At 69.7% G+C, this 15,957-nt stretch carries 11 protein-coding genes and 3 rRNA genes; 4 read left to right on the top strand and 10 right to left on the bottom strand.

The window, feature by feature from the left end; genetic code table 11:
• Positions 1–4: 4 nt before the first annotated feature.
• The 5 genes from ACWIZO_RS07815 to ACWIZO_RS07795 are packed head-to-tail and all read right to left on the bottom strand — an operon-like array spanning position 5 to position 4,180.
• On the bottom strand, positions 5–634 hold the full coding sequence (locus tag ACWIZO_RS07815) for an urease accessory protein UreF (protein WP_448641926.1): 630 nt from the start codon (positions 632–634) through the stop codon (positions 5–7).
• Positions 634–2,355, bottom strand: a complete 1,722-nt coding sequence (locus ACWIZO_RS07810; protein WP_448641925.1) for an urease subunit alpha — start codon at positions 2,353–2,355, stop codon at positions 634–636. The genes ACWIZO_RS07815 and ACWIZO_RS07810 overlap by 1 nt, the downstream gene beginning before the upstream one ends.
• A complete protein-coding gene (locus tag ACWIZO_RS07805; RefSeq protein ID WP_448641924.1) occupies positions 2,355–2,657 on the bottom strand; it encodes an urease subunit beta in 303 nt (100 codons plus the stop codon). Before ACWIZO_RS07805 ends, ACWIZO_RS07810 begins: the two co-directional genes overlap by 1 nt.
• A gap of 32 nt (positions 2,658–2,689) precedes the next feature.
• The gene (locus tag ACWIZO_RS07800; protein ID WP_091364026.1) at positions 2,690–2,992 is read right to left on the bottom strand and encodes an urease subunit gamma; all 303 of its coding nucleotides are present in this window, start codon (positions 2,990–2,992) and stop codon (positions 2,690–2,692) included.
• A gap of 57 nt (positions 2,993–3,049) precedes the next feature.
• On the bottom strand, positions 3,050–4,180 hold the full coding sequence (locus ACWIZO_RS07795) for an epoxide hydrolase family protein (RefSeq protein ID WP_448641923.1): 1,131 nt from the start codon (positions 4,178–4,180) through the stop codon (positions 3,050–3,052).
• 108 nt (positions 4,181–4,288) lie between these two features.
• Here ACWIZO_RS07795 and ACWIZO_RS07790 point away from each other — a divergent pair, with 108 nt between their 5' ends.
• The 3 genes from ACWIZO_RS07790 to ACWIZO_RS07780 are packed head-to-tail and all read left to right on the top strand — an operon-like array spanning position 4,289 to position 6,272.
• Entirely contained in the window at positions 4,289–4,651 is a 363-nt protein-coding gene (locus ACWIZO_RS07790) for a GntR family transcriptional regulator (RefSeq protein WP_448641922.1), read from the top strand.
• Positions 4,648–5,577, top strand: a complete 930-nt coding sequence (locus ACWIZO_RS07785; RefSeq protein WP_448641921.1) for an ATP-binding cassette domain-containing protein — start codon at positions 4,648–4,650, stop codon at positions 5,575–5,577. Before ACWIZO_RS07790 ends, ACWIZO_RS07785 begins: the two co-directional genes overlap by 4 nt.
• Positions 5,574–6,272 (top strand): hypothetical protein, encoded by a 699-nt coding sequence (locus ACWIZO_RS07780; RefSeq protein ID WP_448641920.1) that lies wholly within the window; start codon positions 5,574–5,576, stop codon positions 6,270–6,272. The genes ACWIZO_RS07785 and ACWIZO_RS07780 overlap by 4 nt, the downstream gene beginning before the upstream one ends.
• Before the next feature lie 164 nt (positions 6,273–6,436).
• Here ACWIZO_RS07780 and rrf read toward each other — a convergent pair.
• The 5 genes from rrf to ACWIZO_RS07755 form a co-directional block, all read right to left on the bottom strand.
• Positions 6,437–6,553, bottom strand: a 5S ribosomal RNA gene (rrf, locus tag ACWIZO_RS07775).
• A gap of 146 nt (positions 6,554–6,699) precedes the next feature.
• A 23S ribosomal RNA gene (locus tag ACWIZO_RS07770) occupies positions 6,700–9,844 on the bottom strand.
• Positions 9,845–10,315: 471 nt separating this feature from the next.
• Positions 10,316–11,838, bottom strand: a 16S ribosomal RNA gene (locus ACWIZO_RS07765).
• Together the 16S, 23S and 5S rRNA genes form the textbook arrangement of a ribosomal RNA operon.
• Positions 11,839–12,169: 331 nt before the next feature.
• The gene (locus tag ACWIZO_RS07760; RefSeq protein WP_448641919.1) at positions 12,170–12,793 is read right to left on the bottom strand and encodes an alpha-ketoglutarate-dependent dioxygenase AlkB; all 624 of its coding nucleotides are present in this window, start codon (positions 12,791–12,793) and stop codon (positions 12,170–12,172) included.
• A gap of 38 nt (positions 12,794–12,831) precedes the next feature.
• Positions 12,832–15,057: a DEAD/DEAH box helicase gene (locus tag ACWIZO_RS07755; RefSeq protein WP_448641918.1), complete on the bottom strand. Its 2,226-nt coding sequence runs from the start codon at positions 15,055–15,057 to the stop codon at positions 12,832–12,834.
• A gap of 79 nt (positions 15,058–15,136) precedes the next feature.
• Between ACWIZO_RS07755 and ACWIZO_RS07750 the strand changes: the two genes are divergently transcribed.
• A complete protein-coding gene (locus tag ACWIZO_RS07750; RefSeq protein ID WP_448641917.1) occupies positions 15,137–15,955 on the top strand; it encodes a PHP domain-containing protein in 819 nt (272 codons plus the stop codon).
• Positions 15,956–15,957 lie beyond the last annotated feature (2 nt).

Genomic DNA, 15,957 nt, shown 5'->3' with positions numbered 1-15,957 from the left:
GTGTTCATGACGCGAAGAAGCGGTCCCCTCTCGTGGCGTGCACCTCGGCGAGCAGGTCGAGGAGCGGGTCGGTGTCGGCGGGGAGTCCCTCCCGGACCGCCGCGTCGGCGACGGCGTCGATCTCCCCGGCCAGCCGGGCGGTGACGGCGGCGACGGTGAGCGGGTCCATCGCGAGCAGCCGCTGCGCCGCCGTCGCCGGGCCGCTGACCGAGAGGTAGGCGGCGGCCGCGGCCGCGTCCCGGGGCGTCAGCCCGCCCGCGGCCGCGGCGACGCCGAGCGCGACCGGGTGGTGCGGCGCGGCCGGCAGCGCGTCCCAGACCGGCGACGGCCAGGCACGGCGGCCCACCCGCACCAGCCCGCGCCCCTGCTGTCGGGACGCCGCCCGCAGCGCCGGCGACGGCGTCCGCGCGTCGGCCTCCGCGTCGAGGGCATCGAGGTCTCCTCCGCGGCACCCGGCAGCGGCCAGTCCTGCACCGACCCTGCCGGCGGTCTGCAGGCGGCGCAGCAGGAAGGCGGCCAGCGACGACGGGCCGTGCACCAGGCCGGCCGCGACCGCCTGCTCCACCCCGCCGGAGTGCGCGTGCCCGCCGGCCGGCAGCCGCGAGTCGGCCAGCGTGAGGAGGGCGGCCGTCATCAGAAGAGGAAGTACCGCTGGGCCATCGGCAGCTCGCGCACCGGCTCGGGTTCCCACACCTCGCCGTCCACCCGCACGGTGAAGGTGTCGGGGTCCACCCGGATGTCCGGCAGCGCGGTGTTCTCCGGCAGGTCGGCCTTGGTCAGCCGCGTGGTGTCGGTGACCGCGGCCAGCCGCCGGTCGACGGCGAGCCGGTCGCCCAGCCCGGCCTCCAGCGCCGCGGGCGCCACGAAGTGCAGCGACGTCCGCGCCGGCACCCGGCCGTACGCCCCGAACATCGGCCGTGGCAGCTGCGGCTGCGGCGTGGGGATGGAGGCGTTGGCGTCGCCCATCTGCGCCCAGGCGATGACGCCGCCCTTGAGCACCGCGTGCGGGCGGACGCCGAAGAACCGCGGGTCCCACAGCACCAGGTCGGCGAGCTTGCCGGGCTCGACCGAGCCGACCTCGCCGTCGATCCCGTGCGCCACGGCCGGGCAGATCGTGTACTTGGCGACGTAGCGGCGGGCGCGGGCGTTGTCCGCCGCGCCGTCCCCCGCCAGCGACCCGCGCTTGCGCTTCATGACGTGCGCGGTCTGCCAGGTGCGCAGCACCACCTCGCCGACCCGGCCCATCGCCTGCGCGTCCGAGCCGATCATCGAGATGGCGCCGAGGTCGTGCAGCAGGTCCTCGGCCGCGATCGTCGTCGGCCGGATCCGGCTCTCGGCGAAGGCGAGGTCCTCCGGCACGGAGCTGTCCAGGTGGTGGCAGACCATGAGCATGTCGAGGTGCTCGTCGAGGGTGTTCACCGTGTGCGGCCGCGTCGGGTTCGTGCTGCTCGGCAGCACGTTCGGGTGCCCGGCGACGGTGATGATGTCGGGCGCGTGCCCGCCCCCGGCACCCTCGGTGTGGTAGGCGTGGATGCTCCGCCCGGCGATCGCGGCCAGGGTGTCCTCGACGAACCCGGTCTCGTTGAGCGTGTCCGAGTGCAGCGCCACCGGGACGCCGTGGCGCCCGGCCACGGTGAGGCAGGCGTCGATCGCCGCGGGTGTCGATCCCCAGTCCTCGTGCAGCTTGAAGCCGCTCGCCCCGCCGCGCAGCTGCTCCTCCATCGACTCCGGCGAGACGGTGTTGCCTTTCCCGAGCAGTGCGACGTTGACCGGCCACGGGTCCATCGCCTCGAGCATCCGGGCCAGGTACCAGTCGCCCGGGGTGATGGTGGTGGCCTTCGACCCCTCCGCCGGGCCGGTGCCGCCGCCGATGAGCGTCGTCACGCCCGAGCCCAGCGCCGTCGGGACGATCTGCGGGCAGATGAAGTGCACGTGGCAGTCGACGGCGCCGGCGGTGAGGATCCGGCCGTTGCCGGCCACGACCTCGGTGCCCGGCCCGATCACCAGGTCCGGGTGGACGCCGTCCATCGTGTCGGGGTTGCCCGCCTTGCCCAGCGCCACGATCCGGCCGTCCCGGACGCCGACGTCGGCCTTGACGACCCCCCAGTGGTCGAGGACGACGGCGCCGGTGATCACCAGGTCCGGCGCGCCCTCGGCGCGGGTGGCCCGGCCCTGCCCCATCGACTCGCGGATCACCTTGCCCCCGCCGAACACCGCCTCCTCGCCGGCCCGGCCGGGACCGCCGCAGCGGTCCTCCTCCACCTCGACGAGCAGGTCGGTGTCGGCCAGCCGGACGCGGTCGCCGGTGGTGGGGCCGTACAGCTGGGCGTAGCGCTCGCGGGACAGCCGGACCATCAGTGCAGCCCTCCCTCGGCGGTCAGGCCGGGGACGACGCGCGCCCCGGCCAGCGGCACGAGGGTCACGGTGCGGGTGATGCCGGGCTCGAAGCGGACGGCGGTGCCGGCGGCGACGTCGAGCCGGTGCCCGCGCGCGGCGTCGCGGTCGAAGGCGAGCGCCCGGTTGGTCTGCGCGAAGTGGACGTGCGAGCCCACCTGCACCGGCCGGTCGCCGGTGTTGGTCACCTCGAGCTCGATCCGCGGCGCCCCGGGCAGCGTCTCGATGACGCCGTCGGCCGGGATCACCTCGCCGGGGATCACGGGCCCTGCTCGACGGTCCCGTTCGCTGACGCTCACGGGATGGGCTGGTGGACCGTGACCAGCTTGGTCCCGTCCGGGAAGGTCGCCTCCACCTGCACCTCCTCCAGCAGCTCGGGGACGCCGTCCATCACGTCGTCGCGGGTGAGCACCGTCCGGCCCGACTGCATGAGCTCGGCGACGAGCACGCCGTCGCGGGCGCCCTCCAGCACGTGGTCGGTGACGATCGCCGTCGCCTCCGGGAGGTTCAGCCGCAGTCCCCGTGCCCGCCGCCGGCGGGCCAGCTCGGCGGCGTAGGAGAGCAGCAGGCGCTCCTGCTCGTGCGGGGAGAGGTGCACGCGGGGTCCTCCGGGGGTGGGGAGTCCGGACGCTGACCGGCGGATGTGTCGCGGCCGTCACCGTAACGGGCGGAAGAACTCCCGGACGTCGGCCACCACCTCCACCGGCCGCTCCATCGCCGCGAAGTGGCCGCCGCTGTCGTGCTCGCGCCAGGCGCGCAGGTCGGTGAGCTGCCGCTCCACCCACGCCTGCGGCGGCTGGAAGATCTCGTGCGGGAAGACCGAGACGCCGGTGGGCACGTCCACCTGCGGCGCGCGCTCCTCCGGTGCGCGCGCCATCTCCCAGTACATCCGCGCCGACGACGTCGCCGTCCCGGTGAACCAGTACACCGAGACGTCGTCGAGGAGCCGGTCGATGCCGAGGGCGGCCACCGGGTCACCGTCGCAGTCCGTCCAGGCGTGGAACTTCTCCAGGATCCAGGCGGCCTGGCCGGCGGGGGAGTCGGTGAGCCCGTAGCCGAGGGTCTGCGGTCGGGTGCGGTGCTGGTGGCTGTAGGCCGAGCCGTCGGTCCGGAACACCCGCAGCCGGTCCAGCGCCCGCTGCTCGCGCTCGTCGAACTCCGTCTGCCCCTCGGGCGGGCCGGTCACCACCATGTTGAGGTGCACGCCGACCACCCGGTCGGGGTGCCGGGCACCCAGGTTGGCCGACACGAACGACCCGATGTCCCCGCCCTGCGCGCCGAAGCGCTCGTACCCGAGCCGGCGCATCACCTCCGCCCACGCGTCGGCGGTCCGCCCCGGCCCCCAGCCGGGAGCGTCGGGCTTGCCGCTCCACCCGTAGCCGGGCAGCGAGGGGACGACGACGGAGAAGGCGTCCCGCGGGTCCTCGGGCTCGGTCAGCGGACCGATGACCTCCAGGAACTCGAGCACCGAGCCGGGCCAGCCGTGGGTCAGCACCAGCGGCAGGGCGCTCTCGTGCGGCGAGCGGACGTGCAGCAGGTGCACCGCCACGCCGTCGACCACCGTCGTGACCTGCGGGAAGGCGTTGAGCCGCGCCTGCGCGGCCGCCCAGTCGTGGTCCTCGGCCCAGTACCGGCAGACCTCGCGGAGCCAGTCCAGCGGGACGCCCTGGGACCAGTCCCCGACCGTCGCCTCCTCCGGCCACCGCGTGCCGAGCAGCCGGCGGCGGAGGTCCGCGACCGCCTCGGGCGGCACGTCGACGGCGAAGGGGCTGACGGCGTCGTCCACGGCGTCACCGTAGACCCGTTGACGGCGCGCACCGATCACCTCTACGGTTCATTACATGAGTAATGAACCCGGGGACCGGGACGGCCCTGGTACCGCCCAGGACCCCTGGTGAACGAGGACGCCGGCCCGATCTTCCGGCAGGTCGCCGCGCAGATCGAGAACGCGATCGTCGACGGCTCCCTCCCCGAGGAGAGCCAGGCGCCCTCGTCCAACGAGCTCAGCGCCTTCCACCGCATCAACCCCGCCACGGCGGCCAAGGGCCTCAACCAACTGGTGGCCGACGGGGTCCTCTACAAGAGACGAGGAGTCGGGATGTTCGTCGCCACCGGCGCCCGCGAGCAGCTGCTCAAGCGGCGGCGCAGCGAGTTCGCCGACCAGTACGTCCGCCCCCTGATGGCCGAGGCGCAGAAGCTCGGCATCTCCGTCCCCGAGCTCGCCACGATGATCGACCGCTGGGAGGACGAGGGATGACCGCCGCCACGCTCACCGACGTCACCGTGCACTTCCGGGAGCACACGGCCCTCGACGGCGTCACCGCCTCGATCGAGCGGGACGGCATCACCGGCCTGCTCGGCCGCAACGGCGCCGGCAAGACGACGCTCCTGCAGCTGCTCACCGGCCACCGGGTACCCACCCGCGGCCAGGTGCGGGTGCTCGGCGCCGCCCCCTACGAGAACGACGACGTCCTGCGGCGCGTCTGCTTCGTCAAGGAGGGGCAGCGCTACCCCGACCACTTCCGCGTGCGCGACGCCCTCGCGGCGGCGGCCACGCTGTTCCCCGGGTGGGACGAGGACCTGGCCCGCTCGCTGGTCGCCGACTTCGACCTGCCGTCCCGGCGACCGGTCAAGAAGCTGTCCCGCGGCATGGTGTCGGCGGTCGGCATCACCATCGGGCTGGCCTCGCGGGCACCGGTCACGCTCTTCGACGAGCCCTATCTGGGCCTGGACGCCGTCGCGCGGCAGCTGTTCTACGACCGACTGCTCGCCGACTACGCCGAGAACCCACGCACCGTCGTCCTCTCCACCCACCTGATCGAGGAGATCAGCGGCCTGCTCGAGCACGTCCTGCTCCTGGACGTCGGCCGGGTCCTGCTGGACGACGACGCGGACGGCCTGCGTGCCACCGCGCTCACGGTCACCGGGCCGGCGGACCGGGTCGCGGCACTGGCCCGGGAGCACGAGCTCCTCTCCACCGACACCCTCGGCGGCTCCAGCCGGGCCATCGTGCGCCTGCGCCGCCCGGTCGACCCGGCCGACCTCCCCGCCGGGCTGACGGCGGAGCGCACGCCCCTGCAGCAGCTCGTCGTCGCCCTGACCACGCGCTCCGCACCGGCCGCTGCGCCGGCGGTCCGCAGCACCGCCACCCGCTCCGACCACCGACAGGAGGCCACCCGGTGAACCGTGTCCTGGCCGCAGCGCGCCTGCACCTGATGAACCCGCTGCAGACGATCGGCATCCCGTGGGGGATCGCCCTGCTCAGCTTCGCCATCAACCTGCCGGTCTGGGCCTTCACCGCCGCCTCGGACCAGCCCCACGGTGGCTTCACCGGGGGCGTCGTCTCGCTCTACATCACGGTGCTGGTCATCTACGTCCAGTCGGTGACCCAGCTGCTGCCCTTCGCGATGGGGATGAGCCTGAGCCGGCGCACGTTCTACCTGGGCACCGCGCTCACCGCCGTGGTGACCGCCCTGGCCTACGGCCTCGCGCTCTCGGTCCTGACCGCCGTGGAGGACGCCACCGGCGGGTGGGGTGTGCGGCTCGCCTTCTGGTCCCCCGGACCGTTCGACGTCGACGACGCCGCTCTGCAGGTCGTCGTCTCCGGAGCTCCGATGCTCGCCGCCGCCTTCATCGGCGTCGCCATCGGCGTGGTCATGAAGCGGTGGGGCACGACCGGCCTCTGGAGCCTCTCCGTGGCGACGATCGTCCTCCTCGGCGGCCTGGCGATCCTGATCTCCTGGCGGCACGGTTGGGACGACCTCGGGACCTGGGTGCTGGAGCAGTCGATGGTGACGCTGGCGGTCGCCATCCCGGCGGTCCTGGCGCTGGCGACGGCAGCGCTGTCCTTCGCAGGCCTCCGCCGGGTCGTCCCCTGACCCGTGCGACCGTCGCTCCACACGACTGGGCCCCGGTTCCGTGGTCACGGAGCCGGGGCCCGCTCGTGGTCGTGCTGCCGGCGCGCCGCCGGGAGGACACCACCGGTGCCGCAGGATGCAGGAAGGGCCCCCACCGGGTGGTGGGGGCCCTTCCTGGAATGGTTGTCCGGCGGTGTCCTACTCTCCCACCCCGTCTCCAGGGCAGTACCATCGGCGCTGAGAGGCTTAGCTTCCGGGTTCGGAATGGGACCGGGCGTTTCCCTCTCGCCATGACCGCCGTAACACTGTGAACGTGACCAACCCCCGGCCCCCACACCCCCGGCGCGGATGTCCGCGGGCGGGGTGGGGCGGGTTGGGTGCGTTCAGAACCGCACAGTGGACGCGACACATTTCTGCTGCTTGCTGGTGGCTTGACCGGTGGTGTGGCGTGGTCAAGCCCTCGGCCTGTTAGTACCGGTCAGCTCCACACCTTGCGGTGCTTCCACTTCCGGCCTATCAACCCGCTGGTCTGGGCGGGGGCCTTACCCCATTGACTGGGTGAGAGACCTCATCTCGAAGCGAGCTTCCCGCTTAGATGCTTTCAGCGGTTATCCCTGCCGAACGTAGCCAACCAGCAGTGCACCTGGCGGTACAACTGGCACACCAGAGGTTCGTCCGTCCCGGTCCTCTCGTACTAGGGACAGCTCTTCTCAAGTCTCTTACGCGCACGGCGGATAGGGACCGAACTGTCTCACGACGTTCTAAACCCAGCTCGCGTACCGCTTTAATGGGCGAACAGCCCAACCCTTGGGACCTACTCCAGCCCCAGGATGCGACGAGCCGACATCGAGGTGCCAAACCATCCCGTCGATATGGACTCTTGGGGAAGATCAGCCTGTTATCCCCGGGGTACCTTTTATCCGTTGAGCGACACCGCTTCCACCTGCCGGTGCCGGGTCACTAGTCCCAGCTTTCGCTCCTGCTCGACCCGTCGGTCTCACAGTCAAGCTCCCTTGTGCACTTGCACTCGACACCTGATTGCCAACCAGGCTGAGGGAACCTTTGGGCGCCTCCGTTACCCTTTGGGAGGCAACCGCCCCAGTTAAACTACCCACCTGACACTGTTCCTGATCCGGATCACGGACCCAGGTTAGACATCCAATTCGACCAGAGTGGTATTTCAACGGCGACTCCACGAACACTGGCGTGCCCGCTTCCACGTCTCCCACCTATCCTACACAAGCCGAACCGAACACCAATATCAAGCTGTAGTGAAGGTCCCGGGGTCTTTCCGTCCTGCCGCGCGTAACGAGCATCTTTACTCGTAGTGCAATTTCGCCGAGCCTGTGGTTGAGACAGCTGAGAAGTCGTTACGCCATTCGTGCAGGTCGGAACTTACCCGACAAGGAATTTCGCTACCTTAGGATGGTTATAGTTACCACCGCCGTTTACTGGCGCTTGAGTTCTGAGCTTCGCACACCCGAAGGCGCACTAACCCGTCCCCTTAACGTTCCAGCACCGGGCAGGCGTCAGTCCGTATACATCGTCTTACGACTTCGCACGGACCTGTGTTTTTAGTAAACAGTCGCTTCTCACTGGTCTCTGCGACCCCCCACCGCTACCCACCGCACGGATGGTCACAGTCAGGGGTCCCCCTTCTCCCGAAGTTACGGGGGCATTTTGCCGAGTTCCTTAACCACAGTTCGCTCGATCGCCTCGGTATTCTCTACCTGACCACCTGAGTTGGTTTGGGGTACGGGCCGCTCGGAACTCGCTAGAGGCTTTTCTCGACAGCATAGGATCATCGGATTCGCCTCACTCGGCTATGCGTCAGGCCTCACCCTGCATGTCCGGCGGATTTGCCTACCAGACGGGCCACACCCTTGCACCGGTACTACCACTCACCGGCCCGACTACCTTCCTGCGTCACCCCATCGCTTGCCTACTACCAGTCCGGGTCCCCAGCTACTCCCCGCGACCCGTCCGAAGACGAGCCACCGGTTTCGGTGGGTCAGCATCGCTGGGTCCAGCATGGGCGTTCCTTCGCGGGTACGGGAATATCAACCCGTTGTCCATCGACTACGCCTGTCGGCCTCGCCTTAGGTCCCGACTCACCCTGGGCGGATTAGCCTGGCCCAGGAACCCTTGGTCTTCCGGCGGGGGAGGTTCTCACTCCCCTCTCGCTACTCATGCCTGCATTCTCACTCGCATGGCGTCCACGGCTGGATCCCTCCGCCGCTTCACCCGCCACACGACGCTCCCCTACCCACCCCACCACCTGGCCGCCATCCCGAAGGATGCCGGCGGGCTATCGGTGGAGTGCCACGGCTTCGGCGGTGTGCTTGAGCCCCGCTACATTGTCGGCGCGGAACCACTTGACCAGTGAGCTATTACGCACTCTTTCAAGGATGGCTGCTTCTAAGCCAACCTCCTGGTTGTCACTGCGATCCCACATCCTTTTCCACTTAGCACACGCTTAGGGGCCTTAGCCGATGATCTGGGCTGTTTCCCTCTCGACTACGAACCTTATCGCCCGCAGTCTCACTGCCGCGCTCTCACTTACCGGCATTCGGAGTTTGGTTGACGTCAGTAACCTTGTGGGGCCCATCAGCCATCCAGTGCTCTACCTCCGGCAAGAAACACGCGACGCTGCACCTAAATGCATTTCGGGGAGAACCAGCTATCACCGAGTTTGATTGGCCTTTCACCCCTACCCACAGCTCATCCCCCAGGTTTTCAACCCTGGTGGGTTCGGTCCTCCACGCGGTCTTACCCGCGCTTCAACCTGGCCATGGGTAGATCACTCGGCTTCGGGTCTAGGACACGCGACTAGAAACCGCCCTGTTCGGACTCGCTTTCGCTACGGCTACCCCCCACGGGTTAACCTCGCCACGCACCACTAACTCGCAGGCTCATTCTTCAAAAGGCACGCAATCACCGCCCGCACACGAAGCGCGGATTCACGGCTCTCACGGCTTGTAGGCACACGGTTTCAGGTACTATTTCACTCCCCTCCCGGGGTACTTTTCACCTTTCCCTCACGGTACTCGTCCGCTATCGGTCACCAGGGAGTATTCAGGCTTAGCGGGTGGTCCCGCCAGATTCACACCGAATTCCACGGGCTCGGTGCTACTTGGGATACAGAAACAAGGAGACGACAGGCTTTCACCTACGGGGCTCTCACCCTCTACGGCGACCCCTTCCAGAGGCCTTCGGCTAACCCGACCGCTTTCTCACTCCCCGCCACCCCGGCAGAGGCGACACGACTGTCCCACGACCCCGACGACACAACGCCTGCCGGCTATCACATGCCATCGGTTTAGCCTCATCCGCTTTCGCTCGCCACTACTCACGGAATCACGGTTGTTTTCTCTTCCTGTGGGTACTGAGATGTTTCACTTCCCCACGTTCCCTCCACACGCCCTATGTGTTCAGGCGCGGGTCACACCACATGACTGGTGCGGGGTTCCCCCATTCGGACACCCTCGGATCAACGCTCGGTTGGCAGCTCCCCGAGGCATATCGCAGCCTCCCACGTCCTTCATCGGCTCCTGGTGCCCAGGCATCCACCGTGTGCCCTCAACATCTTGACCACACACAACCCACCCCGAACCACCAGCCCACACGGGCCGACGACCGAGGCAGGACACCTACAAGCAAACACTCTGCGAAACAGAGATCAAAAGATGCTCGCGTCCACTGTGCAGTTCTCAACGACCAACCCGCAAACCCTCCACACGACCCCACCAGCCCACGCCCACCCCAACGAGGCGCGCATGGCGGTCTGAGACCAGGAAGGCCCGGACAGAAGAAACGGTCGCCCGCTCCCTCAGGACCCAACAGCGTGCCTACGACCGACCCACCCCTGCCACCCCGTTCCCCACGCCACCAGTGAAGATGACGCCGTACTAGGAGCAGCAGCAGCTGCCGGCCGAACTGGTCAGCGTTCCACCCTCGAGCACTGTCACGAGCACCCGCGGCCACCCGGTAGTGGGCGACCGTCACGACCCGCGCACAGCTCTGCACCCGACAACCATCCGGCTGCCGAGCGAGATGCTCCTTAGAAAGGAGGTGATCCAGCCGCACCTTCCGGTACGGCTACCTTGTTACGACTTCGTCCCAATCGCCGATCCCGCCTTCGACGGCTCCCTCCCACAAGGGGTTGGGCCACCGGCTTCGGGCGTTACCGACTTTCGTGACGTGACGGGCGGTGTGTACAAGGCCCGGGAACGTATTCACCGCAGCGTTGCTGATCTGCGATTACTAGCGACTCCAACTTCATGGGGTCGAGTTGCAGACCCCAATCCGAACTGAGACCGGCTTTTTGGGATTCGCTCCACCTCACGGTATCGCAGCCCTTTGTACCGGCCATTGTAGCATGTTTGCAGCCCTAGACATAAGGGGCATGATGATTTGACGTCATCCCCACCTTCCTCCGAGTTGACCCCGGCAGTCTCCCATGAGTCCCCACCATCACGTGCTGGCAACATGGAACGAGGGTTGCGCTCGTTGCGGGACTTAACCCAACATCTCACGACACGAGCTGACGACAACCATGCACCACCTGTGCACGACGCCAAAGGCACCCCGCATCTCTGCGAGATTTCCGCGCATGTCAAGCCTAGGTAAGGTTCTTCGCGTTGCATCGAATTAAGCAACATGCTCCGCCGCTTGTGCGGGCCCCCGTCAATTCCTTTGAGTTTTAGCCTTGCGGCCGTACTCCCCAGGCGGGGCGCTTAATGCGTTAGCTGCGGCACGGAGACCGTGGAATGGCCCCCACACCTAGCGCCCAACGTTTACGGCGTGGACTACCAGGGTATCTAATCCTGTTCGCTCCCCACGCTTTCGCTCCTCAGCGTCAGTTGTTGCCCAGAGACCCGCCTTCGCCACCGGTGTTCCTCCTGATATCTGCGCATTTCACCGCTACACCAGGAATTCCAGTCTCCCCTGCAACACTCGAGTCTGCCCGTATCGACTGCAGGCCCGGAGTTGAGCTCCGGGTTTTCACAGCCGACGCAACAGACCGCCTACGAGCTCTTTACGCCCAATAATTCCGGACAACGCTTGCACCCTACGTATTACCGCGGCTGCTGGCACGTAGTTGGCCGGTGCTTCTTCTGCTCCTACCGTCACTTCCGCTTCGTCGGAGCTGAAAGAGGTTTACAACCCGAAGGCCGTCATCCCCCACGCGGCGTCGCTGCGTCAGGCTTCCGCCCATTGCGCAATATTCCCCACTGCTGCCTCCCGTAGGAGTCTGGGCCGTGTCTCAGTCCCAGTGTGGCCGGTCACCCTCTCAGGCCGGCTACCCGTCGTCGCCTTGGTAGGCCACTACCCCACCAACAAGCTGATAGGCCGCGGGCCCATCCCCAGCCGGAAACCCTTTCCACCACCAGACCATGCGGCCAGCAGAGGACATCCGGTATTAGCCCCAATTTCTTGGAGTTATCCCAGAGCCGGGGGCAGGTTGCCCACGTGTTACTCACCCGTTCGCCACTCATCACCACCCGAAGATGGATCAGCGTTCGACTTGCATGTGTTAAGCACGCCGCCAGCGTTCGTCCTGAGCCAGGATCAAACTCTCCGTAGATGCTTGAACCAGGCCGAGAACCGAGACCTGACAGATCTCGATCACATCAACCAAAGGAATCCCACCCAGACCCCACAGGGCCCAGGCCGGGGTTACTACTTGGCACTGACTTTCGGCACGCTGTTGAGTTCTCAAGGAGCGGACGCGCTCGTACTCCGGCCTTTCGGCCTTCGTTCGAGGCGGTGTCCTCACTGTACACCCGCTCCGCAGCAGTCGGGCCTCGGGGACCCTCCCGGCGGTTGACCAGGCTGGCGGCCCGGTCCGTTCTCGCGAGGTGCAGGAAGGACCATACACGCCCTCGGAGGGGTCGTGCACGGGGGTCCCAGTGACCTCACGCGACGCCGGCGGGCCGGAACTGCACGCTGACCCGCGGGCCGACCGGCTGCGCGGTCTTGGGGATGCAGTGCTCCCAGGTCCGCTGGCAGGAGCCGCCCATGACGACGAGGTCGCCGTGCCCCAGGGGGAAGCGCAGCGTCGCGCCGCCACCGACCGGCCGGAGCAGCAGCGGTCGCGGGGATCCGAAGGAGACGATGGCGACCACCGTGTCCTGGGTCCGGCTGCGCCCCAGGCGGTCGCCGTGCCACGCCACGCTGTCCCGGCCGTCCCGGTAGAGACACATGCCGGCGGTGACGAAGGGCTCGCCGAGCTCGGGCGCGTAGTGGGCGTCGAGTGCGGTGCGGGCCTCGATGAGGAGCGGGTGGGGCAGCACCTCGCCGTGTCCGTACCAGCGCAACAGGCGCGGGACGGCCACCTCCCGGTCGTACATCTGCCGACGGTCGGCCCGCCAGCCGATGTCACCGAGGAGCACCTCGAGCACCTCGTCCGACCCCGCGACCCAGCCGGGCAGGTGGTCGACCCACGCGCCGCGGCCGAGCCGGTGACGGGTCACCACCAGCGGCGTGAGCGCGGCCTCCTCGGCGACGTCGAACATCGACGGCTGGTGCGCGAGCGACATGGCGGCAGGCTACGCCGGATCGAACGTGTGTACGAGTCCTAGGCGGTCAGTGCGAGCGCGAAGGGCATCACACGGGAGGCGCCGGCCAGCCGCAGCTCCCGGCCGGCCACGGTCATCGTCCAGCGGGAGTCGGCGAGGTCATCGACCAGCAGCACCGGGACGGAGCCGAGCTCGTCGAGGCGCGCCCGCAGCTCCGGGCCGACGACGATCCGCTGCCACACGCCCGCCAGCCGGAAGGCGCTGTTGCCGCCGGGGCCGCCGGTCGGCCCGCCGTGCGCGAGCGACAGCTCACCCAGGTAGGGCAGCCGACCCAGCCGCGCCAGCCCCTGCGCCACCCCGGTCACCAAGCGGGGACGGCGCCGCGAGGGCACCGCGACCACGGCGGCCGGTCGCTCGGCCCAGTCCCAGGCACCGAGCACACGCCCGCAGGCGCGCAGCAGGTCCTCGTCGGGCGGGATGTCGGAGACCGAGCGCTGCACGGGGACGTCGAAGGCCGCGTCCGGGTCCTCCTCGAGGCCGGGCGCCTCCAGGTCGAGGGTGACGGTCCCGCCGACGCCGTCGTCGCCGAGTAGGGTGCGCAGCCGCTGGCCCCAGCCGAGGTCGGTGAGCCGGGCGACGGCGCGGCCCGGGTCGAGCTGCTCGGCAGGCGCGATCTTCCCCTTGACCGAGACGCCCAGGCGGTCGGCGCCGGTGGGCCACTGGGCGCGGGGCGCGAGCTCCACGCCGGGGCGGTCGAGGGCGGCGGAGGCGGCCTCGGCGGCACCCGCGGGGACCTCGGTCGGGTACCAGGGGCCGGCGCAGACGTCGCAGCGGCCGCACGGCGCGGCGGTCGGGTCGTCGAGCGCCTCCTGGAGGAACGCCATGCGGCAGCGCGCCTCGTCGACCGGTCGCGCGTACTCGATCATGGCCCGCTGCTCGGCCTCGCGGGTGCGGGCGACGCGCGCGTAGCGGTCGGCGTCGTAGACCCACGGCCGCCCGGTGGACCGCCAGCCGCCCTGCACCCGCTCCACCGCGCCGTCGACGGCGAGCACCTTGAGCAGCAGCTCCAGCCGGGACCGGCGGACGTCGGCCACCGTCTCCAGCCGCGCCACCGACCACGCCTTCCCGTCGGCCATCGCGGAGAGGACGGCGGCGGCGTGGTCCTCCCGCGGCATCGAGGAGGTGGCGAACCACTGCCAGATGGCGAGGTCCTCCGGGCCGGGGAGCAGCAGCACGTCGGCGTGCTCGACGGCGCGGCCGGCGCGGCCCACCTGCTGGTAGTAGCTGACCGGGGACGACGGCGCCCCCAGGTGGACGACGAAGCCGAGGTCGGGCTTGTCGAAGCCCATGCCCAGCGCCGAGGTGGCGACCAGGGCCTTGACCCGGTTCTCCCGCAGCGCCTCCTCGGCGTCCTTGCGGTCGGCGTCGTCGAGGCGGCCGGTGTAGGCGCGCACGTCGTGCCCGGCGTCGCGCAGCAGCGCCGCTGTCTCCTCGGCCGCGGACACGGTGAGCGTGTAGACGATGCCGCTGCCCGGCAGGTCGCCGAGGTGAGCGGCCAGCCAGGCCAGCCGCGCGCGGTCGGTGGGCAGGCGGAGCACGCCCAGGCGCAGCGAGTCGCGCGCCAGCGGCCCGCGGACGGTGGTCACCCCGACACCGCCGGCGCCCAGCTGCTCGGCGACGTCGGCGACCACGCGCTCGTTGGCGGTGGCCGTCGTCGCCAGGACCGGGGTGCCGGCCGGGAGGGTGCCCAGCAGGTCGCGGATGCGGCGGTAGTCGGGGCGGAAGTCGTGCCCCCAGTCGGAGACGCAGTGCGCCTCGTCGACGACGAGCAGCCCGCAGCGGGCGACCAGCCCGGGCAGCTGCTCCTCGCGGAAGCGCGGGTTGGTCAGCCGCTCGGGCGAGACGAGCAGGACGTCGACGTCGTCGGCGGCCAGCCGCGCGGCGACGTCGTCCCACTCGGTGGCGTTGGCGCTGGAGATCTCCACCGCGCGGATGCCGGCGCGGGCGGCAGCGGCCACCTGGTCGCGCATGAGCGCCAGCAGCGGGCTGACCAGCAGCGTGGGGCCGGCGCCCCGGCGGCGCAGCAACGCGGTGGAGACGAAGTAGACCGCCGACTTGCCCCACCCGGTGCGCTGCACGACCAGGGCACGCTCGGAGCGCTCGACCAGCGCGGCGACGGCGGCGTCCTGGCCCTCGCGGAACCCCGCGTCGGGCCGGCCGGTCAGCTCGCGGAGGACGCCGAGCGCCTCGTCGGTCACGGAGGCGGAGGGCAGGACGGTGCTCACGGCTCCCGACAGTAGGTGCGGCCGCCGACAGCCGGGTCCGTCCGAGCGGGACCTGGGGACGACGGGCAGACTGGGGACGATGCGGCCGCCGGACAACCACGTGCACACCGGGTGGTCGTGGGACACCCCCAGCTCGGTGACGATGGCCCGCGCGTGCGAGCGGGCCGTCGCCCAGGGGCTGCCGGCGATCGCCTTCACCGAGCACCTCGACTTCACCGTCTGGGGCCCCGACGACCGGGCGACGACGCTCGGCCTGGTCGACCGGCACGCCTCCCGCCACCAGCCGATCGACACCGAGGGGTACTGGGCCGAGCTCGCCGAGGTGCGGGAGCGCTTCCCCGAGCTGCGCATCTGGTCGGGCGTGGAGGCCGGGGAGCCCCACCTGTTCTCCGCCAGCGTCGCGGCGCACCTGCGCGATGCCCCGGTGGACCGGGTCCTCGGTTCGCTGCACTCGCTGTACGAGGCCGGCCGGCTCTACGGCGTCGGGCAGCTGCTCTACAGCGACGCCGACGGCACGATGCGCCGCTACCTGGCCGAGGTCGTCGACATGGTGGAGAGCAGCGACGTCTTCCAGGTGCTCGCACACGTGGACTTCCCGCGGCGGTACTGGCCCGGCGGCTCGCACCGGTACGTGGAGAAGGACTACGAGGAGGAGTACCGGGCGGTGTTCCGCGCGCTGGCCGGGACCGGCCGGGCGCTCGAGGTGAACACCAGCAGCCCGCTGGCCTCGGCCGACCAGGTGCGCTGGTTCCGCGAGGAGGGTGGCGAGGCGGTGAGCTTCGGCAGCGACGCCCACCAGTCGGCCGCGGTGGGCCAGCGCTTCGACCTCGCCGTCGACGTCGTGGAGGCGGCCGGCTTCCGGCCCGGGCGGGACCGCTTCGACTTCTGGCGCCGCTGACG

The sequence above is a fragment of the Geodermatophilus sp. URMC 63 genome, from assembly GCF_053502565.1.
This window is presented reverse-complemented; position numbering and strand designations above follow the sequence as displayed.